At 43.3% G+C, this 26,384-nt stretch carries 28 protein-coding genes; 16 read left to right on the plus strand and 12 right to left on the minus strand.

Going from position 1 to position 26,384, the window contains the following annotated elements:
- Positions 1–29 precede the first annotated feature (29 nt).
- The gene (locus tag WG943_RS07745; protein ID WP_340407954.1) at positions 30–842 is read right to left on the minus strand and encodes a M48 family metalloprotease; all 813 of its coding nucleotides are present in this window, start codon (positions 840–842) and stop codon (positions 30–32) included.
- Positions 843–1,138: 296 nt separating this feature from the next.
- On the opposite strand from WG943_RS07745, the gene WG943_RS07750 reads away from it, so the two are divergent.
- Positions 1,139–1,330 (plus strand): hypothetical protein, encoded by a 192-nt coding sequence (locus WG943_RS07750; protein ID WP_340407956.1) that lies wholly within the window; start codon positions 1,139–1,141, stop codon positions 1,328–1,330.
- A 63-nt stretch (positions 1,331–1,393) separates the two neighbouring features.
- Here WG943_RS07750 and WG943_RS07755 read toward each other — a convergent pair whose 3' ends face one another.
- Positions 1,394–2,206: a murein L,D-transpeptidase catalytic domain family protein gene (locus tag WG943_RS07755; protein ID WP_340407958.1), complete on the minus strand. Its 813-nt coding sequence runs from the start codon at positions 2,204–2,206 to the stop codon at positions 1,394–1,396.
- Between the two features lie 263 nt (positions 2,207–2,469).
- Between WG943_RS07755 and WG943_RS07760 the strand changes: the two genes are divergently transcribed.
- Positions 2,470–2,853, plus strand: coding sequence for a hypothetical protein (locus tag WG943_RS07760; RefSeq protein WP_340407960.1), 384 nt, complete (start codon positions 2,470–2,472; stop codon positions 2,851–2,853).
- A gap of 38 nt (positions 2,854–2,891) precedes the next feature.
- On the opposite strand, the gene WG943_RS07765 is transcribed toward WG943_RS07760, so the two are convergent.
- On the minus strand, positions 2,892–3,290 hold the full coding sequence (locus tag WG943_RS07765) for a hypothetical protein (protein WP_340407961.1): 399 nt from the start codon (positions 3,288–3,290) through the stop codon (positions 2,892–2,894).
- A 314-nt stretch (positions 3,291–3,604) separates the two neighbouring features.
- Here WG943_RS07765 and WG943_RS07770 point away from each other — a divergent pair, with 314 nt between their 5' ends.
- On the plus strand, positions 3,605–3,838 hold the full coding sequence (locus WG943_RS07770) for a hypothetical protein (RefSeq protein WP_340407962.1): 234 nt from the start codon (positions 3,605–3,607) through the stop codon (positions 3,836–3,838).
- A 72-nt stretch (positions 3,839–3,910) separates the two neighbouring features.
- Here the strand turns inward: WG943_RS07770 and WG943_RS07775 are convergent, their stop codons facing one another.
- Both WG943_RS07775 and WG943_RS07780 read right to left on the minus strand, forming a co-directional pair.
- Positions 3,911–4,369, minus strand: coding sequence for a DUF4199 domain-containing protein (locus WG943_RS07775; RefSeq protein ID WP_340407963.1), 459 nt, complete (start codon positions 4,367–4,369; stop codon positions 3,911–3,913).
- Between the two features lie 23 nt (positions 4,370–4,392).
- Positions 4,393–4,863, minus strand: a complete 471-nt coding sequence (locus WG943_RS07780; RefSeq protein WP_340407964.1) for a DUF4199 domain-containing protein — start codon at positions 4,861–4,863, stop codon at positions 4,393–4,395.
- A gap of 347 nt (positions 4,864–5,210) precedes the next feature.
- Between WG943_RS07780 and WG943_RS07785 the strand changes: the two genes are divergently transcribed.
- Complete coding sequence (locus tag WG943_RS07785; RefSeq protein WP_340407965.1) at positions 5,211–6,836, plus strand: ABC-F family ATP-binding cassette domain-containing protein; 1,626 nt, start codon at positions 5,211–5,213, stop codon at positions 6,834–6,836.
- Between the two features lie 26 nt (positions 6,837–6,862).
- The gene (locus WG943_RS07790) at positions 6,863–7,555 is read left to right on the plus strand and encodes a hypothetical protein (protein WP_340407966.1); all 693 of its coding nucleotides are present in this window, start codon (positions 6,863–6,865) and stop codon (positions 7,553–7,555) included.
- 80 nt (positions 7,556–7,635) lie between these two features.
- Here the strand turns inward: WG943_RS07790 and WG943_RS07795 are convergent, their stop codons facing one another.
- Together WG943_RS07795 and WG943_RS07800 are read right to left on the minus strand one after the other, a co-directional pair.
- Positions 7,636–7,785, minus strand: coding sequence for a lmo0937 family membrane protein (locus WG943_RS07795; protein WP_187065451.1), 150 nt, complete (start codon positions 7,783–7,785; stop codon positions 7,636–7,638).
- A gap of 71 nt (positions 7,786–7,856) precedes the next feature.
- The gene (locus WG943_RS07800; RefSeq protein WP_340407967.1) at positions 7,857–8,009 is read right to left on the minus strand and encodes a lmo0937 family membrane protein; all 153 of its coding nucleotides are present in this window, start codon (positions 8,007–8,009) and stop codon (positions 7,857–7,859) included.
- 434 nt (positions 8,010–8,443) lie between these two features.
- Here WG943_RS07800 and WG943_RS07805 point away from each other — a divergent pair, with 434 nt between their 5' ends.
- A complete protein-coding gene (locus WG943_RS07805) occupies positions 8,444–9,349 on the plus strand; it encodes a 3-hydroxyacyl-CoA dehydrogenase family protein (RefSeq protein ID WP_340407969.1) in 906 nt (301 codons plus the stop codon).
- Positions 9,350–9,351: 2 nt separating this feature from the next.
- The gene (locus WG943_RS07810; RefSeq protein ID WP_340407971.1) at positions 9,352–9,738 is read left to right on the plus strand and encodes a VOC family protein; all 387 of its coding nucleotides are present in this window, start codon (positions 9,352–9,354) and stop codon (positions 9,736–9,738) included.
- Between the two features lie 204 nt (positions 9,739–9,942).
- Here the strand turns inward: WG943_RS07810 and WG943_RS07815 are convergent, their stop codons facing one another.
- On the minus strand, positions 9,943–10,755 hold the full coding sequence (locus WG943_RS07815) for a 2,3,4,5-tetrahydropyridine-2,6-dicarboxylate N-succinyltransferase (RefSeq protein WP_340407973.1): 813 nt from the start codon (positions 10,753–10,755) through the stop codon (positions 9,943–9,945).
- A 49-nt stretch (positions 10,756–10,804) separates the two neighbouring features.
- Between WG943_RS07815 and WG943_RS07820 the strand changes: the two genes are divergently transcribed.
- From WG943_RS07820 to mnmE, 9 genes are all read left to right on the plus strand, one after another.
- Positions 10,805–11,935 carry a glycosyltransferase gene (locus WG943_RS07820; protein WP_340407974.1) on the plus strand — a complete coding sequence of 377 codons (1,131 nt, stop codon included), beginning with the start codon at positions 10,805–10,807 and terminating at the stop codon, positions 11,933–11,935.
- Between the two features lie 67 nt (positions 11,936–12,002).
- The gene (locus WG943_RS07825; RefSeq protein WP_340407976.1) at positions 12,003–13,001 is read left to right on the plus strand and encodes a 3-oxoacyl-ACP synthase III family protein; all 999 of its coding nucleotides are present in this window, start codon (positions 12,003–12,005) and stop codon (positions 12,999–13,001) included.
- A 178-nt stretch (positions 13,002–13,179) separates the two neighbouring features.
- Positions 13,180–13,836 (plus strand): metal-dependent transcriptional regulator, encoded by a 657-nt coding sequence (locus WG943_RS07830; protein WP_340407978.1) that lies wholly within the window; start codon positions 13,180–13,182, stop codon positions 13,834–13,836.
- Positions 13,837–13,852: 16 nt separating this feature from the next.
- Positions 13,853–14,788 (plus strand): metal ABC transporter solute-binding protein, Zn/Mn family, encoded by a 936-nt coding sequence (locus WG943_RS07835; RefSeq protein WP_340407980.1) that lies wholly within the window; start codon positions 13,853–13,855, stop codon positions 14,786–14,788.
- A 3-nt stretch (positions 14,789–14,791) separates the two neighbouring features.
- A complete protein-coding gene (locus WG943_RS07840) occupies positions 14,792–15,592 on the plus strand; it encodes a metal ABC transporter ATP-binding protein (protein ID WP_340407982.1) in 801 nt (266 codons plus the stop codon).
- Between the two features lie 145 nt (positions 15,593–15,737).
- A complete protein-coding gene (locus WG943_RS07845; RefSeq protein WP_340407983.1) occupies positions 15,738–17,021 on the plus strand; it encodes a metal ABC transporter permease in 1,284 nt (427 codons plus the stop codon).
- 50 nt (positions 17,022–17,071) lie between these two features.
- Positions 17,072–17,950, plus strand: coding sequence for a metal ABC transporter permease (locus WG943_RS07850; protein WP_340407984.1), 879 nt, complete (start codon positions 17,072–17,074; stop codon positions 17,948–17,950).
- Between the two features lie 60 nt (positions 17,951–18,010).
- Complete coding sequence (locus WG943_RS07855) at positions 18,011–18,604, plus strand: thioredoxin family protein (RefSeq protein ID WP_340407985.1); 594 nt, start codon at positions 18,011–18,013, stop codon at positions 18,602–18,604.
- Positions 18,605–18,823: 219 nt separating this feature from the next.
- Positions 18,824–20,203: a tRNA uridine-5-carboxymethylaminomethyl(34) synthesis GTPase MnmE gene (mnmE, locus tag WG943_RS07860; protein WP_340407987.1), complete on the plus strand. Its 1,380-nt coding sequence runs from the start codon at positions 18,824–18,826 to the stop codon at positions 20,201–20,203.
- 216 nt (positions 20,204–20,419) lie between these two features.
- Here mnmE and WG943_RS07865 read toward each other — a convergent pair whose 3' ends face one another.
- The 4 genes from WG943_RS07865 to WG943_RS07880 all read right to left on the minus strand — a co-directional run bounded on the left by WG943_RS07865 (position 20,420) and on the right by WG943_RS07880 (position 26,222).
- Positions 20,420–21,046, minus strand: coding sequence for a thioredoxin family protein (locus WG943_RS07865; protein ID WP_340407988.1), 627 nt, complete (start codon positions 21,044–21,046; stop codon positions 20,420–20,422).
- 163 nt (positions 21,047–21,209) lie between these two features.
- Positions 21,210–21,608 (minus strand): TlpA disulfide reductase family protein, encoded by a 399-nt coding sequence (locus tag WG943_RS07870; RefSeq protein ID WP_340407989.1) that lies wholly within the window; start codon positions 21,606–21,608, stop codon positions 21,210–21,212.
- Positions 21,609–21,690: 82 nt separating this feature from the next.
- Positions 21,691–25,302, minus strand: a complete 3,612-nt coding sequence (locus WG943_RS07875; protein ID WP_340407990.1) for an ABC transporter permease/M1 family aminopeptidase — start codon at positions 25,300–25,302, stop codon at positions 21,691–21,693.
- A complete protein-coding gene (locus WG943_RS07880; RefSeq protein WP_340407991.1) occupies positions 25,299–26,222 on the minus strand; it encodes an ABC transporter ATP-binding protein in 924 nt (307 codons plus the stop codon). The genes WG943_RS07875 and WG943_RS07880 overlap by 4 nt, the downstream gene beginning before the upstream one ends.
- Positions 26,223–26,384 lie beyond the last annotated feature (162 nt).

Consider the following 26,384-nt stretch of genomic DNA (forward strand, 5'->3'; position numbering starts at 1 on the left):
TTTCTATAAAGTTGTTTAATCAGAACATTTTATTGAACTAGGCCAGAAGGTAACCCTTCAGGATATTCTTCTTGTATGGCGCTTTGTATCTGTGCGATACGATTACCCGGATTAGGGTGCGTTTGCATAAACTCCGGTCCACGGGCAGCGCCTCCACTTGCCTGCTCCAATATTTCCATTACACGTATCATAGCACGGGGGTCGTAACCAGCCTCTCCGGTTAACCTTACAGCCAGCCTGTCAGATTCTAGTTCGTCTTCTCGTCCGTAGCTCATGTTAAGCAGTTTCCCAATCATGGCGGCTGCTACAGCACCTGTACGGCTGGCAGGGTTTTCGGGGTCGTAAGTTGCAATTGCCGCAGCACCGGTAAGCCCTTGTGTAAGCTTTGCCTTTGCTAATTGCTCGGCAGAGTGCCTTGCCACCACATGCCCGATCTCATGCCCCAGCACGCCTGCAACCTGTGCCTCTGATTCTAATTGCTTAAGTAAGCCGGCAGTAATAAAGATCTGGCCACCGGGCAGTGCAAAAGCATTTACAGTTTGTTCATCAGCCAACAAATGAAAATCGAACTGATAAGGTGTTTCACTTGCTTTTGTACTTTGCACCAACTTTTGCCCAATTTCTTTTAACTGTGCTGCCGCCTGCCTGTCGGGGTGCAGCCCACCGTATTGCTCTGCCATTTGGGGTGCAGCTTGTAAGCCCAGGGCAATTTCCTGCTCCACGGTCATATCAACGTGCTGCTGCTCGCCGGTAAATTCATTTTCCTGTGTGTTGCACCAATAAGTTACCAGCGATACCGCCGCAATCAATATGGCCACAATAAATTTTACTACTCCTCTCATCGTGTTACATAATACATTAAAATCTTAATCTGTATAGGTATTGCTGCAGAAAGGCAGCTACTTTCCTCTCTACGTTATTTGTTACTGCCGAACTAAAATGAAGGACAAAAATCTACACAAGTAAAAGCCATTCATCTTTGTGCTGTATGCCTTACCATAAAATTATTCAACAGCTTCAGATTAGGGTATCATAGCTTAGTATAACACGGGTATACTTGTTAATATAAATTTCGTAATACGAGTGATTGTTGCCTCAGCGCAGCACGATGTAGAATTAAATTCGTATAAAAATGAACATGAAAAGAACCTTTGGTGGTGTACTGTTAATTCTAGGCATCATCGGGATTATATGGGGAGCTTACGCTTTTCTGATGGGAGGCGACGGAATAGCAGTTGGCCAGTATACAGCAGCTGTACCGTTTATAGTAGGACTTATCTTCTTTTTCTCGGGCATTAGCCTGATTAAAACTATTAAAGACAAAGCATAGCATAAAAAAAGCCCCTTTGGCATAACCAAAGGGGCTTACATATCTAAAATTGTTCTTAAATACCTAAACTTTCACAACATCCGCCATATTGTTTGCTGCAAAAGCATTAATTGCACCCATCTCATTTAAAAAGTCAGAAGTATAACTTTTATCGTTCCCGTGGATATACAGCACTGTTTTATCCTTTATTGTTTCGATCACATCCTTAGACAGCTCCTTAGGAACTGCCGGACAACCCAAGCTGCGACCTAAGCGGCCATACTGCTTAATAAAGGCATCTGTGGCATAATCAGCACCATGCACTACAATTGCACGTTCCATGGCATTTGAGTTATATACTTCATCCATACCTGATAATCTTAGTGAAAGACCGTGCTTTCCATAATATGTTGCATCTGTGAGGTAAAAACCCAGACTGCTCATATAAGAATTAGGCTTATTAGAGAACTTATCGGCGGTAGCGTTTCCTGTGTTACGGCCATGGGCTACCAGCGTGTTAATAAGCAGTTTTCTAGCATCTAAGTCAATAATCCACATACGCTTTGCGTTGCTCGGCTTGGTAAAATCTACTACAGTAAGTATAGCTTTTGAGTCGGAGCTAAGCTTTTTGATTTGGAAATTCTGGTAACCAATGTAAGCTTTACGAAAAACACTATATTCAAGACCTTTGCTCTTAAGCCCTGCCTGCTGGTATACTTCCTGCAGGTGAGTATCAAAGGCAAGTTCTTTATCGTGATAAGATAAAGACCCATCATTAGTATTTACGGCAGAATTAACAGCTGGAAGTAATTTAGCCGATTCTTCTGGTGAAACAGAGGTAGGTGTTGTAAAAGATAATAAGCCAAGGGCAAAGGAAGTTAAAACTATTCTTATCATAGGTTTTTATTAAGCTTCAGGTTTACGCAATTATAAGACCAACAGCCAAAGCAGTGCAAATTGTTCCGATCCTGTTTAGTACCGCAAGGCTCCATTTCGAATAGTAGCACCTGTTTATTGTATTAAATAACACTATATTGCTGATTAGCTGTAATTTTATAGTACAATTTGTTTATCATACTTTACAGTTACAATATATTAATAATCGTGTAACTTTGCAGCCACGGGGCTGTTTCCTGTTAATAGTTTTACTTTGTATTGTTATGTTAAAACGTTCCCTACCTATACTTTTATTGTTCTTTGCGCTACTTAGTGCATGTGGAGTACCTGATAGCTTAAAAGGATTTGACAGCGAAACCTGGAAAAACGACCGCTACGCATGCGACGGTAAAAGAACAGAGATGACGGGTGATTTCGATAAGATTAGACGAGAGCTATATGGTAAAAAAGAATATGTAGTGCGAAACCTATTAGGTAAGCCAGACAGCGAAAGTCTGCTGGAGCGTAACCAACGCATTTACTACTACTACTTGGAACCAGGCACGCAATGCACAAACCGCAACAAACTATCGGAAGCAAATTGGGTAGAGGTTCGCATTAACCCTACTGGAAAAGTATCTGAGGTTAGTTATAAAACACCTTTATAAGCAAAAGGCCTGGTTAATTACCGGGCCTTTTGCTTATCTTATTCTTCTGCATGTTCGCTTACTAACCGTAAATCCTGTCGGCCTTCCAGCTCCAGAAACAGCCTCAACTGCCTTGGATCAAGCACGCTGCTCAGAGCTTTGTCAGCTTCCATGTTTATAGTGTAGATGGATTTGGAGCGCACTAAAGCATCTTCCTTATGCACCTCTTCTACCTTAATTATTTGCTCGTAACGCTGCTGGTTAAGTTGCATTACTTGGTAATACTGCTCTTGCGTCAGGTCCAGTTCCTTTTGCAGCTCCACTGCGGCTAGTGTTGGTCCCTCAAGGCTCACCTGCAGCACCAGCTTATCTAAAGCACCTTCTTTTAATTTAAGGCGCTGCGCATTGGCAAATGTACAAATACCAGTTGCTAAAACTAAAAGTATAATCCTTCTCATATAATCTCTTGTTAATTCTCCCCTGCTGTCCTTCTGCTTTGAGGTTGTGGTTATAAGAACGGAAAAACAAAATCTAGGTTTGGTATTATCTGTATTATTTTTATACTTTTCTAATAACCTCATATTTAAACCTAAACTACATATATTATACTTTAATCATAATACTTTAAAGTATAAAAAGAACTTATAGCAAAACCTATTTATTTGAAACTCGAAGCTTCTTAAAAGGTATAAAATACTATACTACCATAAATAGTATTTTTAAAAGTATAACCGCAAAACGCATTTTAAATGTTTTGCCAAACCATAGTCTCATGAGAACAACATACTATAATCCCAGCCGGTTGGAAGTAGATTTTGCGAAGGCATTTAGAGAACTTACTCCACAACTGGAAGACAAATTAAGCGAAGGAGAGCAGGTGATCAGTATCAAATCAAACCATGACTTAGACAATCCGATGGTTACATTTAAGTTAAAAGATAAAGAAGGAGATATACATGAAGTTGTTGTACAAATCATTCAGCGACCTGATCAGATAGTGGTCTGAACGCTAACACTATAAATAAAAGGCCCCGCTAATATAAATTAACGGGGCCTTATTTATATCTTTAAATACATGTTAGGGACTTCCCGGCACCTTATGACTTTTCTGCTTAAAGTATTGCATCGCAATAAAGGATATCAGCACTCCTGAAATTACACCTTCCAGCATCAGCACAGAGAAAACTACAATACCTGGCGTAGACTGTACTCTGTCGCCGAAGTAGCGCTCAGCCGAGAGCACCTCTACCAGCGAGTCGCCCGCTAATTTGATATAAAGCAGCATAAGTGCTGCAAACAAGGTTGTGCTAACAATGGCAGTTAGAGTTCCCACGCCAAAACCACTGAAATAACCAATATTACCTTCTTTTTTTATTTTATAAGCTCTGATAGCCATACTAACACCGACTGCCATAATTAAGCCGTTCAGGAACCGTAACTCAATAATATGCACTAATCCTAAAAGGCTCATCAGCAGAAAATAACCAATAAGGCCAGCGGCAGTTAGTAAGCCGTACTTTAGGCCTATTTTTTCCATAGTTCAGTTAGAGTTTGCTTAAGTTAAATACGTTCAGGCATTGTGTGGTCAGGGCGTTTAAACCACTGCATAGCAATAAAGCCTATAATTACGCCTGGCACTGTGCCATAAATTATTGTGATCAGGAACAAGGAAAGCTTTGAAAGGCTCTCAGGAAAAAGATAACTAGACTGTAAGGAAAACAGGTAATCTTGCCCCAATGTACTAACAAAAATCATCATGAAAATTGCCAGAATAATGGAGGATACCGCTCCTACAGTTGCTCCTATTCCTAATCCTTGAAAATAATGAATCATTCCGTTCTTCATGCGTTTAAACCGAGAAATGGCCACTATTATACCAACCACCAGAAAAATACCGCTGAAGAAAGAAAGCTCCACCGTCTCCTGTAAGCCAGAGGCCCACATCAGCAGGAAGTACACAATGTGTACAATACCTACTATAATGCCATATTTGATAGATACGCTTTGGTAGCTCACGTTTCCAGATGCCATACTATTTATAGTTTAATAGATTTCAAATTAATAACTTTAAAATGAACAGAATAGCCATGCATTTGGTTAAGAATTCAGCTAAACAAGTTTAATTGCAGCTAAACAGCCATGGCTAAATGTATATTACTAAAATTATATACTATAGAAAGACAAGTGACGTTGTGGTTTGCAAGATAAATTTTTAGCATGTGGTCCGGAACCAGTTGATTTAAAAAGGATTAAAGAACACATTTCTTTAGCATTTCTCATAAGTGTTTGCAGCAGATTGCGCTAATCCCCGATTTAATTTTGTAGTTTTGCGCCCAGTTTAAGTTAAATTCTCATACTTATCTCATACATAATATAATATGATCAGTACCAACAATGTTAGCTTGTCTTACGGTAAGCGCACATTATTTGAAGATGTTACCATTAAGTTTGTACCCGGAAACTGCTACGGCCTTATCGGTGCCAACGGTGCGGGTAAGTCTACTTTCCTGAAGATTCTGTCCGGAGAAATCGACCCGAACACAGGCTCTGTGGAAATACCTGCTAATGCACGTCTGGCAGTTTTAAAGCAGGATCACTTTGCATATGATGAGTATCCTGCTTTACAAACGGTGATCATGGGCCATAAACGCCTGTGGGATATTATGCAGGAAAAAGACACTATTTACGCAAAAGCTGACTTTACGGAGGCTGATGGTGTACGTGCCGCAGAACTGGAAGGCGAGTTTGCCGACCTGGAGGGGTGGAATGCTGAGTATGAGGCAGCTGAACTTTTGAGTGGTTTGGGTATTTCTGAAAACCTGCACTACTCGCAGATGAAAGACCTAAGCGGTAGCGAGAAAGTACGAGTATTATTGGCGCAGGCCCTATTCGGCAACCCGGATATCCTACTGCTAGACGAGCCTACCAACCACTTGGACGCTGAGTCTATTATGTGGCTGGAGAACTTCCTTGATAACTTTAATAATACAGTAATTGTTATCTCTCACGATCGTCACTTCCTGGATGCTGTTTGTACGCATGTTGCTGATATTGACTTTGGTAAGATAAAAATGTTTGCTGGTAACTACAGCTTCTGGTATCAGTCTAGCCAGCTGGCGCTTAAGCAGCGTGCAGACGCTAACAAGAAAACAGAAGATAAGCGTAAAGAACTGGAGGAGTTTATTCGCCGTTTTAGCGCCAACGCCTCAAAATCCAAGCAGGCTACTTCGCGTGCCAAATTGTTAGAAAAATTAACGGTAGAGGATATACAGCCTTCGTCCCGTAAATATCCATACATTGCCTTTAAACCAGAACGCGAGGCTGGTAACCAGATCCTGAACGTTGAAAACTTAAGCAAATCTGTAGACGGCCAGCCTGTCTTCACAGACATCAGCTTTATGGTTGATAAAGGCGATAAGATTGCTGTGATTGGACGTAACGACATTGCTGCTTCTACTTTCTTCAAAATTCTTTTTGATGAGGATAAAGCTGACAGCGGTGACTACAAATGGGGTACTACTATCACGTCATCATTCTTCCCGAAAGACAACCAGGAGTTTTTTGATACTGACCTTAACTTAGTGGATTGGCTGCGCCAGTACTCAACTGAAAAAGACGAGAGCTTTATCCGTGGCTTCCTGGGCCGTATGCTGTTCTCTGGCGAAGAGTCTCTGAAGAAAGCGAATGTATTATCAGGTGGAGAGAAAGTGCGTTGTATGTTCTCGCGCATGATGCTGCAGTCTGGCAACGTGCTGGTATTTGATGAGCCTACCAACCACCTAGACCTAGAGTCTATCACAGCCCTTAACAACTCGTTGCGCGATTTTGATGGAACTATCCTGTTCTCGTCTCATGACTTACAGTTTGTGGATACCATCGCCAACCGTATTATTGAGTTAACACCGGCCGGTATTATTGATAAGCGCATGACGTACGAAGAGTATCTGGCTGATGATAATATAAAAGAGCTTCGTAAAAAGATGTATGCCACTGCGATGGTATAAGTTAAGCTATCATCTTGTACACGAGAATGAAACGATATTTTAGTTTTACAGGACTGTTTAGCTTAGCGGTTGTGCTGTTTATCAGCATGCCAGCCTTTGCTCAGGTGCCAGATACTGTTTCCCGTAAACCTGAACTGCCAACCGGGCCTCCCACACCTTTGCAGGAAACAAAACCTGCAAAGCCGCGTGTGCAGCAAAAGCCAGTTGTGGTACAAGCTCAGGAACCTGTACAGCTAGGAGAACAGGAAGCACCTGATTTAATAGATCGTTTATACTTTGGCGGCAGTTTTGGTTTGCAGTTCGGCACTTATACCAATATTTCACTAATGCCTATACTTGGTTATAAGGTAACTGATAAATTGAGTGTTGGACCTGGCTTCGTGTATCATTTTATACGTGCTGGAGGCCAGACTTTCCAGAACTTTGGGGGTAAGGTTTTTGCGCAACACGAAGTTTTGGGAGGTGTTATAAATAACGGGGCCATACTTGTGCATGCTGAGTATGAGGCGCTGAGTTACGAGAACTACTGGAGAACTACCAATGGTGTATATGAGCTGAGCAGACGCACTGTATACACACCATTGGCAGGAGTAGGCTACAGGCAAAGTGCAGGACGTGCATCTTTTGATATGCTTTTGCTTTACAATTTTAACGAGATTGATTCACCATACTCTAATCCTGTGATAAGAGTGGGCTTTAATATCCCATTCAGGAGATAGAATACTTATAAAACTAAAAAGGCTGCCAGAATCTGGCAGCCTTTTTTAATTGTCTCTATTTATAAGCTAAGCGTAAAGCTTTAGCCACGAATGAGTCGTAAAAGTACTACAATAATGGCGATCACAAGTAAAATGTGAATCAAGCCGCCTACTGCATCAGGGAATCCTAAGAAACCGATCAGCCAGAAGATTACGAGTACTACAGCAATTATATACAATAAATTTCCCATAGTTTTATTTGTTTTGTGAGTTCTTGTAATAAACATTAATCATTATTACTAACGAAATTTAGCCAAACAGGTTAAACTCCGCGTATCAGTCGTAGTAATACGGCGATCACAGCCAGCACAAGCAGCACATGAATAATACCTCCTACTGCATCAGGGAATCCTAAGAAACCGATCAGCCAAAAGATTACGAGTACTACTGCGATTATATACAATAAATTTCCCATAGTTTTTAATCTTGTTTGTTAAGCATAAGTATCTGTTGATATTGCAGTTACTTAAATCATACATTTAATGTTACAAAAAAAGTTATTTGTATTTTTTTGTTTATTGCTTTTACGAGCAGTTGTATAAAAAGATTTAAATAGAGGCATGTATTTTATTAGTTTCAGGATATATACTACTTTACAATAAAATCAAAAAAAGAGCTCATTAAAGTGTAGTGTGCTATATTACAGGATTTTGCCAGCCTGTTTTCATCAATGCATTAGCCTTATAAACTTGTATAAAATACAGCACAACATCTGGTACTTCACAATAATATCAAAGCCAATATTACTCTTACATAATTGAAGTCTTCCAATACCATCAACTATTAAATGCGGCTTATACTTATTTATAGTATTTTTGTATATATAAATTTAAACTCACTAACCACTATATGAAAAAAGTAGCAGTTATTGGTTCTGGCACCATGGGCAACGGCATAGCACACGTTTTTGCTCAAAATGGTTTCCCTGTATCGCTTGTAGATATTTCGGAAGAGGCACTTCAGAAAGCCTTGGCCACTATTTCTAAAAACCTGGACCGCATTGTAGCTAAAGGCAACCTGACAGAAGAGCAGAAAGAACAGACGCTTAAAAATATCACAACATTTACTAGCATGCAGGAAGGCGTGCAGGATGCTGACCTAGTAGTAGAAGCTGCCACAGAGAATGTAGACCTTAAATTGAAGATTTTCCGCGATCTGAACAGTTATACCAAACCGGAAGCTATACTTGCCTCAAATACTTCTTCTATATCAATTACTAAAATCGCTTCTGTTACAAACCGACCTGACAAGGTTATAGGCATGCACTTTATGAATCCAGTGCCTGTTATGAAGCTGGTTGAGATTATCCGTGGCTACTCCACTTCTGATGAGGTAACAAGCCAGATCATGGATATTTCGCTGCAACTGGGCAAAGTACCAACTGAGTGCAACGATTACCCTGGTTTTGTGGCAAATCGTATTCTAATGCCTATGATCAACGAAGCTATTTACAGCCTTTATGAAGGTGTAGCTGGTGTTGAGGAAATAGACACGATCATGAAACTAGGTATGGCACACCCAATGGGTCCGCTCCAACTTGCTGACTTTATTGGTCTGGATGTTTGCCTTTCAATCCTGAATGTGCTACACGATGGCTTCGGTAATCCTAAGTATGCTCCTTGCCCATTATTGGTAAACATGGTTCAGGCAGGCCATAAAGGTGTTAAATCTGGTCAGGGTTTCTACTCCTGGACCCACGGCACTAAAGAATTAATCGTTGCGGATCGCTTTAAGAAAAAGCACTTCGTGCAATAAGTATGAGCCATCAGAACAATGTGGTAGGCTGGTTTGAAATACCAACCACTGACCTGCAGCGCTCCATCAAGTTTTATGAGGCCGTTTTTGGTTTCAAAATGCAATATGTACCAATGGGGGAATTAGAAATGGCATGGTTCCCGTCTAATGAAGAAGGCGCAGGCGCAGGAGGCACTCTGATTTACCATAAAGAATGGTACAAGCCTAGCACTGACGGGGTGTTGGTATACTTCTCCTCCCCTTCCGGCGACCTGGCAAATGAACTACCCAAAGTTGAAGCTGCCGGAGGTCAGGTGCTACAGGAGAAAACTCTTATAGCAGAAGACATTGGCTATATGGGCATATTCCTGGACTCAGAAGGAAACCGTATTGCATTGCACTCCAGATAATAACTTAGCACTGGAACATCGACTACAATTACTTTAAGGCCTCTGCTGTAACAACGGCAGAGGCCTTATACTTTTAAAACCTCTCAGCGTGCCCAGCCCCTGCGAGGTCTGAATAAAAAGCGCCTCTGCCAGAATTACCGATAGAGGCGCTTTTTATACTTATGAAAATTGTTGCGTATAATCAACAATTAAGCCATTCAACAATTAAACCGCAACTGCGTTTTCTCGCAGGGCATCGTTTAGCGAAGTTTTCAGGTCGGTACTTTCCTTACGCTGACCAATAATTAGGGCACAAGGCACCTGGAAATCGCCTGCAGGAAATTTCTTAGTGTAAGAACCCGGAATTACTACTGAGCGAGGCGGCACATAGCCGTTGTAGATCTTCTGCTCGCTACCTGTAACATCAATTATTTTAGAGCTACCTGTAATAGTAACACCTGCACCGATCACAGCCTCTTTACCGATGCGGCAACCTTCAACAAGTATACTTCTGGAACCGATAAAGGCACCATCCTCGATAATTACCGGTGCAGCCTGAACCGGCTCCAACACACCACCAAGGCCAACACCACCACTCAGGTGTACATTTTTACCAACCTGTGCACAGCTACCAACCGTAGCCCAGGTATCTACCATAGTACCGGAATCCACGTAAGCGCCAATGTTTACATAAGAAGGCATCATGATAACGCCTTTAGCCAGGTAAGCGCCGTAACGTGCCACCGCATGAGGCACCACACGAACACCTAACTGCTCATAATTTCTCTTTAGTGCTATTTTATCATGAAATTCAAATGGGCCAACTTCAATCGTCTTCATTTGCTGAATCGGGAAGTACATCAGTACCGCCTTCTTCACCCACTCGTTTACCTGCCAGTCATCACCGTTTGGTTCAGCCACACGCAAAGTCCCTTTATCTAGTTCTTCTATAACAGCACGGATAGCTTCTACTGTATTGCTTTCCTGAAGCAACTCGCGGTTATTCCATGCCTGCTCAATTATTTCTCTTAGCGCCATCTCTAATTAGTTAAGTAAGATTAATGCGTAAAAGTATTAAATTTAGACGATGTCTGAAAAGAGAATTCTGATTGCCTCGCTCCTGAAGCCTGTGAATGATACCCGCATGTACGAAAAACTGGCGGTGTCGCTTAGCAAATTACCTGGCGCTATGGTACACCTATGCGGCTATTCTGCTCCCTTTCCTGAGCGTGCAGCAACAAACATCATTTTTCACCCACTGTTCAGTTTCCGGCGGTTAAGTATGGCAAGGTTTACGGCTCAAGTAAAATATTACAACTTACTAAAGTCGGTAAAGCCAGACCTTATAATTGCCAGCACACATGAACTACTGCTCACTAGCTATATTTACTGCAAAAAGTATAAAGTAAAGCTGGTGTATGATGTACAAGAGAACTATGCCCTTAACCTGCGTATGCAGCACAACTATAATTCGGTGCTTAAAAGGCTGTTTGCTTTTGGAGTAGAGAGGACAGAAAGCTTTATTGCTCCGCGTATTGCTCATTTTATACTTGCTGAGAGAAGCTATGCCCACGAACTAAACTTTTTGAATGGCCGCTATACTATACTGGAGAATAAGTATAAAAAGCCCCTTAAGTATACTTTACCACACACACCGGTTTTATTGCGTAAACAGCCATTGCGCCTGCTCTACTCTGGTACTATTGCAAAAGAATACGGTATACTGGAAGCCATTGCACTGGCAGACAAACTTCACGAAATTGATACAGACACAACGTTTACAATAATTGGCTACTGCGCGAATTCTGATACATGGGAGCAGGTGGTGCAGCAAACAGAAGGTAAAGCATATTTAAAAGTGGTTGGTGGCTCTAAATTGGTGCCACACAGTGAGATCATTAAGGAAATGCAGCATTGTAATGTCGGCCTTCTGCCCTATCACCCCAACGAAAGTATAAATAGCTGCATCCCCACAAAACTATATGAATACATGGCAAACGCTCTGATTATTCTGATACCTGAAAACCCCACATGGAAAGCTATAGTACAACAGCATCAGGCAGGAATAGCGATCGATTTCAAAAGTATAAATGCAGCCCTATTGCACGAACTGCTACAACAACAGCTATTTTATACTTTGGGAATAGCAGATGATATATTTTGGGAACAGGAAGAGCAGTATTTACTTAATCTTGTCCAAAGGCTTACAACTGAATAAATTTATTTTTAGACGAATCTAAATCTGTAATAAATAAGTATATTTGTCATATTAAAGAACTCTAAATATGCGTAACTCTAAAATAGCCGGCGTTGGCCATTACGTTCCTGAACGTGTCGTATCAAACAAAGACCTTGAAAAACTAATGGATACTTCCGATGAGTGGATCAGGGAACGTACAGGTATTGTGGAGCGCCGTTACTTCCAAGAAGGTGTAGACACAACTGCTAACATGGCCGCACAAGCATCCCGCAAAGCCCTTAAAATGGCTGGCCTCGAAGCAAAAGACCTGGATATGATCGTTTTTGCAACGCTAAGTCCTGATTATGTATTCCCGGGGTCTGGCGTACTGTTGCAGCGTGAACTTGAGATTAAGGAGATTCCAGCCTTAGATGTGCGTAACCAATGCTCTGGGTTTATCTATGCCCTTTCAGTTGCTGATCAGTTTATCAAGACGGGGATGTATAATAACATACTGGTTGTTGGCTCTGAAATCCATTCCAGCGGACTTGACTTCTCTACTCGTGGCCGTGGTGTTTCGGTTATTTTCGGAGACGGAGCTGGTGCAGTTGTACTTACCCCATCATCAAGCAACGACAAAGGCATTTTGTCTACACACCTGCATGCTGATGGCGAATTTGCAGAAGAGTTGGCTGTACTTGACCCAGGCAGCAATAAACAAGAGCGCCTTACCCACGAGATGATCGACAGTGGTTCTATTTACCCGCACATGAACGGTAACATGGTATTTAAGCACGCTGTTACACGCTTTCCGGAGGTAATTATGGAGGCACTGCAGAAAAACGGTTATAAGCCAGAAGATATCGATATGCTGATACCGCACCAGGCAAACTTGCGCATTACCTCTTACATACAGCAGAAAATGGGACTACCGTCTGAAAAGGTGATGAGCAACATTCATAAGTATGGCAATACCACAGCTGCCTCTGTTCCAATTGCTTTAAGCGAAGCCGTGGAAGAGGGCCGCATTAAAGAAGGTGACTTAGTGTGCCTTGCCGCATTCGGTAGTGGTTTTACCTGGGCCTCGGCATTAGTACGCTGGTAAGTATAATTGCGAATGAGTGATTGAGTGGATGTATGAATTGTAGTTAGTTAATGGCTACATATTATTGGTTGATAGTATATACAGCATAAATTAGTTGCTTACACTCCTGCTGTAACTGAAACACAAATTGCTCACACATTCACTTAATCACTTAATTACTCATTCAAAATTCTAAAAAGTGCACAGCTACACAGAAGAGAATTACATTAAAGCCATTTACAAGCTTTCGGAGAACAGCACACAGGAGGTAAATACCAATGCCATTGCAGAGGTACTCGATACAAAAGCGGCTTCGGTAACAGATATGCTGCGTAAGCTAAGTAGCAAGAACATCGTAAACTATGTAAAATACCGTGGTGTAACACTAACTGAAGAGGGTGAACGCATTGCACTGCAAATCATAAGGAAGCACCGGCTTTGGGAAGTTTTCCTGGTAGAGAAGCTTAAATTTAACTGGGATGAGGTGCACGAAGTGGCCGAAGAGTTGGAACATATCTCCTCTACCCTACTTACAAGGCGGCTAGACGAGTTTCTGGGCTTCCCGCAGTTCGACCCGCACGGAGATCCTATTCCATCAGAAAGCGGCGAAATGAAGCAGAAAAAGCAACGCCTGCTAGCTGAAATGGAAGTAAATGACGCCGGTGTGGTGGTAGGTGTAAACGATTCGCAGCCGTTGTTCCTGCAGTACCTCGATAAAGTGGGCATTGCGTTGGGCTCACGCATACGGATCATCGACAAAATGCCTTATGATAACTCTTTGGAGATCCTGTTGGAAGAAAATAAGGGAATGCTTATTTCCAGTGAAGTGTCCAGAAATATATTTTTATCTGCCTAACCACTCTTTACTTTATATGCGTTTTACTCCACTTATACTTTTAACCTGCTGCGTTTTTTTACTAGCTATTGCATCCTGCACCCAAACCGAGAATAAAGGTGTGTTGCAGGCTGGTAAACGTATGAAAGTAGTTACCACCACCAGCATTCTAAAAGATGCTGTACAGAACATAATTGGTGATGCTGCTGATGTAGACGCTATAATGGGCAGTGGCGTGGACCCACACCTGTACAAGGCCACACAAGGCGATTTGAAAAAGCTAACCGAGGCGGATGTGGTAATTTATAACGGCCTGCATCTGGAAGGAAAGATGGGTGAAGTTCTGGAAAAGCTTAGCCGCCAGAAAACAGTTGTGGCCGGTGCAGAAAGTATTGCAAAGGATAAGTTAAAACGCTCTCCGCAATTTCAGGACAGTTACGACCCGCATGTATGGTTTAATGTAACGCTTTGGAAAGAAGTGGTGCAGCACCTGAGCCAGGAGCTGCAGAAAAAAGATCCGACCAATGCCGAAGTATACCAGAAAAACACAGCAGCCTACCTGCAGCAACTCGATGACCTTAACCAGTGGGTAACACAGGAAATACAGTCTATACCAGATAATCAGCGCATTCTGATTACAGCACACGATGCCTTTGGCTACTTTGGCGATGAATACGGTATAAGTGTGCGTGGTTTGCAGGGCATTTCTACTGTATCTGAGTTTGGACTGCAGGATGTTTCGGCGTTAGTAAATTACATTTCTGAGAATAAGATTAAAGCTGTTTTTGTAGAGTCTTCGGTTTCGCCAAAGGCCATTGAGGCAGTGGTAATAGGCAGTAAGCAAAAAGGGCATGAAGTAAAAATTGGCGGCACTTTATACTCTGATGCACTTGGCGAGGCTGCCACACCAGAAGGTACATATACTGGTATGGTGCGGCACAATGTGAACACGATTGTATCTTCTTTAAAATAGAAAATGATACTACAAGTAGAAAACCCGGTAGCAGAAGTACACGACCTGACTGTAAGTTATGATCGCAAGCCGGTGCTGTGGGGAGTGGACCTTACCCTTCCGGCTGGTGCACTGGTAGGCGTTATCGGACCAAACGGCGCTGGTAAATCCACGCTTATCAAGGCTATGATGGACCTGTTGCCCTCCGGTAGCGGCTATGTTCGGCTTTTCGATAAACCCATTGACCAAGTTCGCAAACGCATCAGCTATGTGCCCCAACGTGAGTCAGTAGACTGGGATTTTCCGGCCTCTGTTTTTGATGTAGTGCTGATGGGCCGCTACGGCAACCTCGGCCTGTTTAAAAGACCTCGCCAGGCTGATAAAGACGCTGCCATGGAAGCCTTAACTAAAGTTGGCATGCAATCCTTTGCGAATCGCCAGATATCACAGCTTTCAGGTGGGCAGCAGCAACGAGTTTTCCTGGCAAGGGCACTGGCACAAAACGCTGATTTATACTTTATGGACGAGCCCTTTGCCGGCGTAGATATTGCCACAGAAACAGCTATTATAGAATTGCTGCGCACCATGCGCGATCAGGGAAAAACTGTTATCGTAGTGCACCACGACCTACAATCAGCTGCCGATTATTTTGATTGGGTAGTACTGCTGAACATGCGCCTGGTAGCCTCTGGCCCTACAGAAAAAGTACTGACGCAGGAGCTACTTGAACAAACTTACGGTGGTAAGCTAACTGTGCTCAGTAAAGTTGGCGACCTTCTTCGAAAACAGGAATTTCCACTGAGAGAGAAAAAAGTAAAGAGTTGATGAGATACAGAATTTGAAAGCTAGAGAGTTTGGGAGTTAGATATATCGAATGAATGATTAATGGTATTACATAATCATGTGCATCATTTTAAATCCAGAAAATCCTGATTCAAAAAATTAACAATTCGCAACCATTAATCAAACCATGAAAGAGTTTTTTGAATTCTTCTCTTTTGCAGATGCCAACGTGCGCTATGTTACGATTGGCTCGGTGCTATTAGCAGCAAGTTCTGCTGTGGTGGGTTGCTTTACGCTTTTGCGCAAACGTGCACTAGTTGGTGATGCGGTGGCGCATGCCGTACTGCCGGGAGTTTGTCTGGCGTTTATACTTTCAGGCACAAAAAATCCACTTATACTTTTGCTGGGAGCCTTCGTAACTGGCTGGCTATCTTTGGTTGTAATCGATTTTATCACTTCCCGTTCACGTATTAAAGAAGACACTGCCATTGGACTTGTACTTTCGGTATTCTTTGGTATTGGTATACTTTTACTTACAGCCATTCAGCACTCCGGTAATGCAGCGCAGAGCGGCCTCGATAAGTTTTTGTTCGGAAAAGCAGCCTCATTGGTAGGTGAAGATTTAATTACCTTCAGTGTTGTAGCTATACTTTTATTAGCCGCTACCATACTTTTTTATAAAGAGTTAAAGCTGCTGTGCTTCGACGAAACCTATGCCCGTACCATCGGCTTTCCGGTAAGAAGACTGGAGTTATTACTTACAACGCTTACTGTATTGGCGGTGGTAGTGGGCATACAAGCTGTAGGCGTTGTACTGATGGCGGCCATGCTTATCACACCAGCTGCTGCGGCACGTTTCTGGACCGACAGGCTTGGTGTTATGCTGGTGCTTGCAGCTGTTATGGGAGCCTTTTCTGGAGTAGCAGGAGCTTTTGTTTCCTATACTGCTCCGGCTATGCCAACTGGCCCTTGGATCGTGCTGATCGTTTCGATGATCGCCATACTTTCCTTTGCCCTTGCCCCTGATAAAGGCTGGATAGCACGTATACTTCGCCGCCGCCGCAACAGAAAACTGATACTGGAAGAAAACCTGCTAAAACTTCTTTACCAGCTGGGTGAGGCAAAGCAGGATTACGCTGCAAACCGGCCCCTGCAGGAGCTGCTGGAAAAAAGAGCTATTCCGGCTAAAGAAGCCAAGTATGGCCTGAATAAACTTAAAAAACAGGGTTATCTGGAAAAAAGAAAAGGAACATGGGCCCTAACCCCGGAAGGCTTAAACCGAGGCAGAAGGGTTGTAAGGCTGCACCGCCTTTGGGAACTGTATCTGACCCAATACCTGCACCTTGCCTCCGACCATGTACACGAAGATGCCGAAACTATAGAGCACATTATCACACCCGAACTGGAGCAACGCTTGCTTGAGGAACTCAATTACCCGGAACTGGACCCGCATAGCACCAGGATACCATGAGTTGGAGATTAATTTTAGATGAGTGATAATTAACAACAAACAACATTACCATGAATGCCTTTTGGATCATACTTACCGGATCTTTAGTAGCTGCCTGCTGTAGCCTGTTGGGTTGTTACCTGATATTGCGGCGCATGGCTATGGTTGGTGATGCAATCTCGCATGCAGTGCTGCCGGGCATTGTAATAGCCTTTTTGCTTACAGGTTCCCGCGATTCTGTGCCTATGCTGATCGGTGCCGGTTTGCTTGGAGTGCTCACTACTTTCCTGATAGAGTTCTTCCATAGATATGCTCGTGTACAGTCCGATGCTGCCATTGGCGTTACTTTTACCTGGCTGTTTGCTATCGGCATCATACTTATATCAGTGTTTGCCGGACAGGTAGACCTGGACCAGGATTGCGTGCTTTACGGAGAAATAGCCTATGTCCCCCTCGATCTCTGGATCACGGAAGGTGGCCTGAGCATGGGTCCGCGCACTGTCTGGACGCTGGGCCTCGTAACCATTATTATACTTTTGTTCATTGTTATCGGCTACAAAGAGCTTTTCCTGACTGCATTTGACTCAGGTTATGCGGCAGCTATTGGTGTATCTACGTCGCTATGGTATTACCTGCTCATGACAGCGGTATCCCTTACAACGGTGGCATCGTTCGAGTCGGTGGGTGCAATATTGGTGGTGGCATTACTTGTGGCCCCTCCTGCTACGGCTTACCTGCTTACCGATAATTTTAAAACCATGCTGATACTCTCGGTTGTGCTGGGTATACTGGCAGCTTTTGCCGGCTATTACCTTGCCGTCTGGATAGATGGGTCTATTGCCGGCGCCATTGCTACTGTTACAGGAATTGAGTTTATGATAGCGTTTCTTTTTTCTCCGTCGCGCGGCATCCTTATGAGTAAAAAACTGATACAACCGGTACAGCACTAAGTATAAAAGAACCTACGCCGGCAGTATGTTGTTAACAAAACGTAATCATAGAAAACATACATGTTTTATAAACTGATCATACTTCCTGTACTTGCTCTAAGTATACTTGCCTCCTGCACCAATAGCCAGCCAAACGTTGCTACTGATGCTTCGGTACTAGCAGATCAGACAGCTTCTGACAGCACAGTTAAACCGGCCACTAAACCTGCCGAAAAAATAAAGTGGCTTACCATAGAACAGGCCGCTGCGCGTATGAAACAGGAGCCCCGCAAGGTAGTGATCGATGTATACACAGACTGGTGCGGATGGTGCAAAAAAATGGACAAGAGCACCTTTACAGATCCAGAAGTAGCCGCGCTGGTAAACAAACACTACTACGCTGTTAAACTGGATGCCGAAGGCAAAGACCCGATCACATTAAATGGCCATACCTATACTTTTAAAACAGAATACAGGTCGCATGAACTTGCTGTAGCTTTGCTGCAAGGGCAAATGAGTTACCCTACCACAGTATACCTCGACGAAAAATTTAACATGATTGCCCCGGTGCCCGGTTACCTGGACGCTAAGAACTTCTCCAAAATTCTGCGCTATTTCGGCGAGGACCATCACAAGCAAATGAACTTTAAAGAGTATGAAAAAGAGGACCGGTGATTAAGGGGATTTTATAGATTCGTGTGAGTTTTCTTGACTAGGATTTTCAGGATTAATGGATTGATTGGAAGCAGATAGTGAATTCCTTTTGCATCCCGATGAATAAATTCAAAACTGCCCTTTAGCCAAACAGATAGTCCTGTTCATCATAAAAAATCAAATAAATCAAAGTTCAGACAATAATCCGTAAATTTGCACAGCGCATAATTTATACTTGCTTTGATCAACCCACTTCACAATACTGATACAATAGTTGCAGTAGCTACTGCATCCGGCACAGGTGCCATTGCCGTTATCCGCTTGTCCGGGCCGGAGGCTATTACAATAACCAATAGTGCTTTTAAAGGCAAAGATCTCACAAAACAAGCCAGTCATACTATCCACTTTGGCACTATCCGCGACGAAGGAAAAATACTGGACGAGGTATTGGTATCGCTATTTGTGGGCCCTCACTCTTACACCAAAGAGAATGTAGTAGAGATCTCCTGCCATGGCTCTGACTTTATAGTGCAGCAGATCGTAAAGCTGTTGCTGAAACATGGTGCACGCCTGGCTAATGCAGGTGAGTTTACCAAGCGCGCTTTCCTGAACGGGCAGTTCGACCTGGCCCAGGCCGAGGCTGTAGCCGACCTGATCTCCTCTGATTCCGCACTTTCCCATGAAGTGGCCATGAAGCAGATGCGTGGTGGCTTTTCACAGGAAATTAAACGATTACGCGGAGAACTAGTGCACTTTGCCTCTATGATTGAGTTGGAGCTCGACTTTGGCGAAGAGGACGTGGAGTTTGCTGACCGTGACCAGTTGCGCGCACTTATACTTAACATTCAAAGTATAATCCGGGAGCTTCTTAAGTCATTTGAACTGGGCAATGTGATTAAAAACGGTGTGCCTACGGTGATTGTGGGTAACCCAAATGCGGGTAAGTCTACGCTGCTTAACAAGCTACTTAACGAGGAAAAAGCGATCGTATCGGATGTACCCGGTACTACCCGTGATTTTATTGAGGATGAGATAAGTATAGAGGGTATTACGTTCCGGTTTATAGATACGGCCGGCCTGCGCGAAACTACTGACAAAGTAGAAGCCATTGGCGTGGAGCGTACTATGCAGAAGCTAAGCCAGTCGTCGCTGATCATTTACCTGTTTGATATTACCGAAGTAACAGCTGAAGAAGTACAGGCTGAACTGCAAAGGCTAAATCCGAAAAGTCTTCCCTTATTAGCAGTTGCGAATAAGATAGACCAGGCATCGCCGGAAAAATTAGCTGCATTTGCAAGTATAGAAAACCTGGTGCAGATCTCTGCTGCTGAAGGCGCCAACCTAGAAGACCTTAAAATGGCCCTAGTTAACAAGGTGAACCTGGGCAAGCTTAACACCCAGCAACAAACCATAGTTACCAACCTGCGCCACGTAGACAGCCTGAACAAAACCTACGCTGCATTAGATGATGTGCTTAACGGCCTTGCCCTTGGTATGAGCGGCGACCTGGTAGCAGCGGATATCCGCAGAGCCCTTTATAGCTTAGGCGAGATAACGGGTGAGATCACAACAGACGATTTGCTGGATAATATTTTCACTAAGTTCTGCATCGGAAAGTAGACTTTACCATTTAATGATGCAAATACGTTGAAGTTCATTAATAATAAGTCACATCTTGGAAGGAGTTAGCTCACAGTACAGTTCTACTCTATGTAAAGCTTAAACCGAGTCATCGTTTCATACAGATTTTTTCGTCGTTGCTGAAATATAATGATGTTCACTGTCCGGAAAGAACAGGCCATCACATCGGATGGCCTGTATAAAAGGATGAGCACATTAGGATGCCCACTTAATGGTACAGCCTATAGCTTTAGTTTTAGAAATTTCCGGCGCTTTATTGTTCTCGAGGGCCATAATCGCATCCTCTACATAAAGTTTATCTGCACTTGCCGCATCTCTGGCATTATTATCTATAGAGCCAATATATACGACCTTACGATCTTTATTTAATACATAAACATGAGGAGTATTTGTAGCCCCATATGCCCTGGCTATCTCCTGTGTTTTATCCTGTACATAAGGAAACTTAAACCCCTTTTCTTTGGCTCGATCAATCATATTATCATATGAATCGCCCCACTTTTTCCGCGCGTCATTTGGATTGATAGCGATTACAGGAAAGCCTTTATCTGCGAATTTGGCATGGAGTGCATTAATCCGATCTTCATACATTTTTGAAAAAGGACATGTATTGCAGGTAAAAATAACGATATACCCTTTAGCCTCTTCATAATCAGTTAATGACACCATTTTTCCATCTACATTCTTTAACCGGAAGTCACGTGCAGTATCACCAACCGCATATCCGCCAGTAACGCCTTCACTTCTAGTATCACCTTCAGAAGATGAACAGGCAAAAAAGATGAGCAGTAATAGAACCAGAATTAGGTTTACATTTTTCATAGAGTTAATCTTTTAAAAGTTTATTGATATGTTTTTCAAGCTCAGACTTTGTAAGTTCTCCTTCGAGGAAAACCCTTTGAGCAGTTGAATTTCTTATAAGAAGGGTAGCAGGAATGGCTCCAGACCAGGAAGGATCCACCTGGTCAATAAAAAGATTGGGATCTTATTCGTCCAGTAGCCAAACAGTAGAGCCTATTTTTTTGCGTTTAATGAACGAATTAACCTTGTTAAGTTCATCTGGAAAATCAAGGCTCACAAGCAGTACCTCAACTTTGTTTGGGTCATATGCATAACGCAGGGAGTCTATAAAGGGCAACTCCTTTATACAAGGCTGGCACCAGGTAGCCCAGAAATTGATAACCTTTACTTTAGTGTCAGAGCGTGTAGCCATGTATTCCTGGAGCTCAGGAAATTTGATCACTTTCTCTGATTTAAAGTCACGAGCAGTGTCACCACTTGCAAATCCGCCTGCGTTGTTAACAATTTCAGACTCTCCATTTGAAGAGCAACATGAAAAAATGATTAGCAGTAAGAAAACCATTACATTATTTATGTATTTCATAGTCTCAACCATTTATAGGCTTATCTAACACCGGTTACTAAATTTGCTTGAACACATTATATTCCACTTGTAATTATTCTTACTACAGAAGACTGACCTCACTACTATTGTTGAGTCTTTTCAGATCCATTAGGAGATGATTCGGGTCAATACCGGCGTAAGCGGGCTTGTGGGGCAACTCCACCACAATAGTTTGCTTTCCTGAGCGGATATGGTGCCATTGTAAGTAGAGCATTTCTTTTTCTCCCTGCTGTCCATCGACAGGTTTAAAAACTCCCACTTGGATCCAGTCATCCATAGGTACATCTGTTTCGACACCCAATGTGTCAACAGTGTATTTTCTTGCCTGCAATTCCAAGCTCACCGCCCACTTACCTGCCTTGTTTTTTCTTGCTGAAGACCGTTCTGTTTTCAAGTCCCAAAATGTGTTGGCAGCGAATAAGTCATGTAATAGATATTGGATAGAATCAGGGGTAACCTTCTGAAGTTCGCTAAACAGATCTTGCGGGATAGGCAGCGGTGGAAAACCATCTGCATTTTTACTGTACAATTTTTGCAAAGCCCCTCCTACTTTCTCTTTCCCTATATATTCTCGCAAAGTATACAAAGCAAGGGGACCCTTGCGGTAGATCAGGGTGTGGTCATTTGCCTGCAACAACGGTTGTCCAGCCCTTGATTGTGGGCTAAAGTATTCTTGCTGTAGCATACGAACGTACCCCATTAAATTCTTCTGGCCTTTGGCTTCCTCTATGATTTCCAGAGCGGAATACCATGCGAGACTTTCGGTGAGCAATAGATTTCCTTCTACAAAGGCAGGAGAAAGTCCGTGGGACCACCATTGGTGCGCCACTTCATGTGCAACAGTGGCATATACAAGATCAACATCCCGTGGGTCCTCCGCTGGGTTGAGAAGCGCAATCCCGGTTCTGTACCAAACGTTGGTTGGATGCGCATACATACCCTTATTATAACCGGAGTGCTCCAGAAAACGTATTTCGCTGTGCGGATATGGACCCAACTGCCGGTTAAGATAGCTTAACGACGCCTGTACACCACGTATCATCCGATCAATGTTTAGCGAGTGCCCAGGATGATAGAGAATTTCAATATCAACAGTCTGTCCAGAATCTGAGTTTTTCCATTGCGCTTTACGCACATCATAATCAGCTGAGAAAAAAGCATATTTATTTTTAATAGGTGACTCAGTTTTATAATGGAAATAATTGCGACCATCTTTCTTCCAACTCGCTTTTAGCTTTCCTTGAGTTACTGCAATTTGCCCATGATCGGTACCCACGACTGCTTCGAAATTGATACGTTCCTGTCCCGAAATCCCCATCCGTGCTACATTAATTTCAGGCCAGATTTCACGGTTGGGGTGTAATTTTTGATTAGCTCGTTCTACAGGGTCTTCAATTTCTCGTTCCTTTTTATAGCCAATTTGAGGCAAGTAATCATTTCCAAAGTATGAGCCATTCTCAACTAAAGAAGCATCAACTCCCCAGTTTGGGAAGCCTTGCGGGCTAACCTTCACATGGAAGTCAAGCCGTATCGAATCTCCGGGAAATAGAGGCTTTTCCAGAACGTAAATTCGGTGGCCAAGCTCCTCGTCCACGAGCACTGGTCTGGTTGTGCGGTTAAAGCGTATTAAATGATTTTCAACGCCCAGCGTAGTCGCCAAGTGGATAGAATCAATCTTCGATGCAGTCCCATTCACAAAATCAGAACTACCGCGTATTTCTACTGCCCGTCGTTTAGGGTAGATCTCTACATGAAGTTTTGTTCCAGTCAACCAAGGCTGTGGGCTGTTCTCATATTTGCTGTATAACTTCTCATATGCTGCTTTCCACTCCTCTCCTTTGGGGGCTGCAGTACGAGGGTATAGAATGTTGGTGTTATAAAATATTATACTTCCTAGTATTAGCATGAGCAAGCCCGCGAAGGCGGCAATTGCTTTTGTTGGGCGCGTTAGGCGGCGGCTCCCTTCCTGAACTCTTTGTTTCAGACTTTTTTCTGTGCCTCGTGGCCATAGTAAATTTGCTACTACAGCCAATAACAGAGCCCAGGCTACCCAATAAAGTTTATACAGAACCCACGGCCCCATGTACGGCTCCAATCCTCGTATTTCTGAATAGGTCCATCCGGGATCAGATCCATATACTAGCAGACTTGGTTCTATGCCCATAGCAGGACCAAAAAAGAGAACAACAAAAAACATGATCACGATCAGGTGAGCAATGTACTTCTGGTTGACCACTACATGTATAACCAACGAGAGCAGCGCCATTAATACATAATCGACAAGTCTAATCCCAAAAAGGATTTTCAGGTAAAGTCCTACCTCAAAATCATAGTACCCCATCCGCATCTGCACTAACATCCCTGAAACTATCATGAGCAACTGCAATAGCACAAGTGCAAGGAAAAGTCCGGCGAATTTGCCTGCAAAGGAGGCCCAAACCGGCAAGGGTGCCGCTCCAACAATCTCATTAAGCCTTGCTTCCCGCTCCCGCCATACGAGTTCACCGGCATAGTAGAGGATGAGGAGCGGAATTGCAAACCACATGGCATTGTGTTCAATGTTTTCTAATAAAATTGAAAGGTGTCCTGTAACTGGCAGCTCAGGTACGAAATGATAACTATTGAACCAGGAAGGGCTCGTAACCACCACAAAAATTGAGAAGCAGGCAAAAACTATCCATCCCCTATACATTACTACCTTGAATGACTCCCTGGCGACAGTTACAATCTGTAGTACCTTGGTAGAAATACCAAAAGTTTGTTGTAGCTGAGGAACTGTAATAGGGACAATTTTTACAATATGGTAACTCTCCGCAACCGTAGAAGAGGAAGATATACGGAGCCTTGTGCGATTTTTTTTCTCCCCCCTAGAGCTAGACTTAAAAGTAAAGCGGAAATAGGTGAAAGCGAGCATACCTAGCGCGACAGCACACCACATGAGTCGGTTTAAAAGCGTCCAGGTTTGAATTGCTGGCAGCTGTGTGTTCTTCTCTACCGGTGTCCATAAACTTTTAAGATTTTGAATTAGAGTGATTCCCAGTGGATCTGTCAGTTTTGCAAGGGTCCAATTCTCTAGCCCTACAGCAATTAACTGCCATGTGGCGAGCGCTGTGAAAACCATAAATATTCCCATGAGAAAACTCGCAACGCCTCTTCGGCTCAAGATAGCAACAGCAAACATGAGTGCCACTGCAACAAAGGTATTTGGCAGCAGGAGTAAAAAATAGGCGCTAATATAGGCGGCTGGATTAACTGGTCCTAGAAGGCCCAAATGTTCACTTGGGAAAAATAAAGCACCCAAGAGGCCTAGCGGAATGGCAGTCATGACGAGTGATCCAAGGAAAAAGGCGGCCAAGAAGCGCCCCCCTAGGTAGACAAGCTTACTTACAGGTGCGGTGTAAAGTAGCGGGTGCATCCTGGTTTCCACGTCTCTTGCTGCAGCATTGCCTGCAATTGGAGCCAAGACCCACACCCCCAGGATACAGGCTATCACAGTAATCTTCGCAATAAAAAACGGGGCGTTTCTGGAGTAGCCACCAATGATCATCTCTTCAGTGAAGACGTCACGGGACATGAAGAAAGTTATTACTAAAAGAAGCAGGAAAAAGAACCAAGTCGAAATGCTTCGCATCTGGTAAGCAACCTCATACCGAAATGTTTCCCAGAGTTTCATATTAGCACCTCTTTATCTTTTTGTACCACGTTCTTTATGGAGTCCTGTGTGATCACAGTGAAATAGACATCCTCTAGATCGGGAGATACCTCTTCAAAACCCCTCCCTAGAGATGTTTCGCTAAAGATGTGTATCACAGTCCGGCCACCAAGAAGTTTTGTTGAGATGATAACATACTCTTGCTCAAGCGCCGGCAACTCACTTTTATTTATCACCCGCCGCCATACTTTCCCATTTAAGTTTTCGATCGCCTTTTGGGGTTCAGTCTCCAGTAATATCTGTCCTTTATTGATCACCGCCATGCGCGTGCAAAGCTCGGACACATCCTCCACGATGTGCGTAGAAAGGATAACTACACTGTTTTCGCCCATCTCACTGAGCAGGTTTAGAAACCGTACCCGTTCTGCCGGGTCTAGTCCCGCAGTCGGTTCGTCTACAATGATCAACTTTGGGTTTCCCAGCATAGCTACGGCCACTCCAAACCGCTGTCGCATCCCCCCTGAGAAGCCTCCAAGCTTTTGCCTGCGCACGTCCCACAGGTTCGTTTGCCTTAGTAGTGCCTCTACCACTTCTCTTCTTGATTTTCTTTCCTTTATTCCTTTAAGCACAGCAAAATAGTTTAGCAGTTCTTCTGCGTTTGCCTTAGGATGTAGTCCAAAGTCTTGGGGAAGATATCCCAGCGTTTGTTGTACCTTATCCTTTTGGTTGAGTACATCAATGCTCCCAAAGTGAATAGTACCTTCATCTGGCTCCTGCAATGTTGCTAGGGTACGCATAAGAGATGATTTACCGGCACCATTCGGACCCAGCAGACCGTACATGCCGGGCGGTATTGTCAGAGAAATATTTTGAAGCGCCTTTACGCCATTGGGATAGGTTTTGGAGACGTTCCGTATACTTAAAGTAGTTTGATCTTTCATAATGCGAAGCGCTTTGATGACAGCACAAAGGAGCAGGTACCGATGCAGAAAGCAAAAAGCGATATACCACCGTTAAAAAAAATCGACAAATAGATGCTGTATCTCTGCCAAAGCACTTGCAGAGATATAACTTGGTTTTGTAGATTATTTCTGGCGATGGTC

Source organism: Pontibacter sp. H249 (assembly GCF_037892465.1).
Classification (GTDB): domain Bacteria; phylum Bacteroidota; class Bacteroidia; order Cytophagales; family Hymenobacteraceae; genus Pontibacter.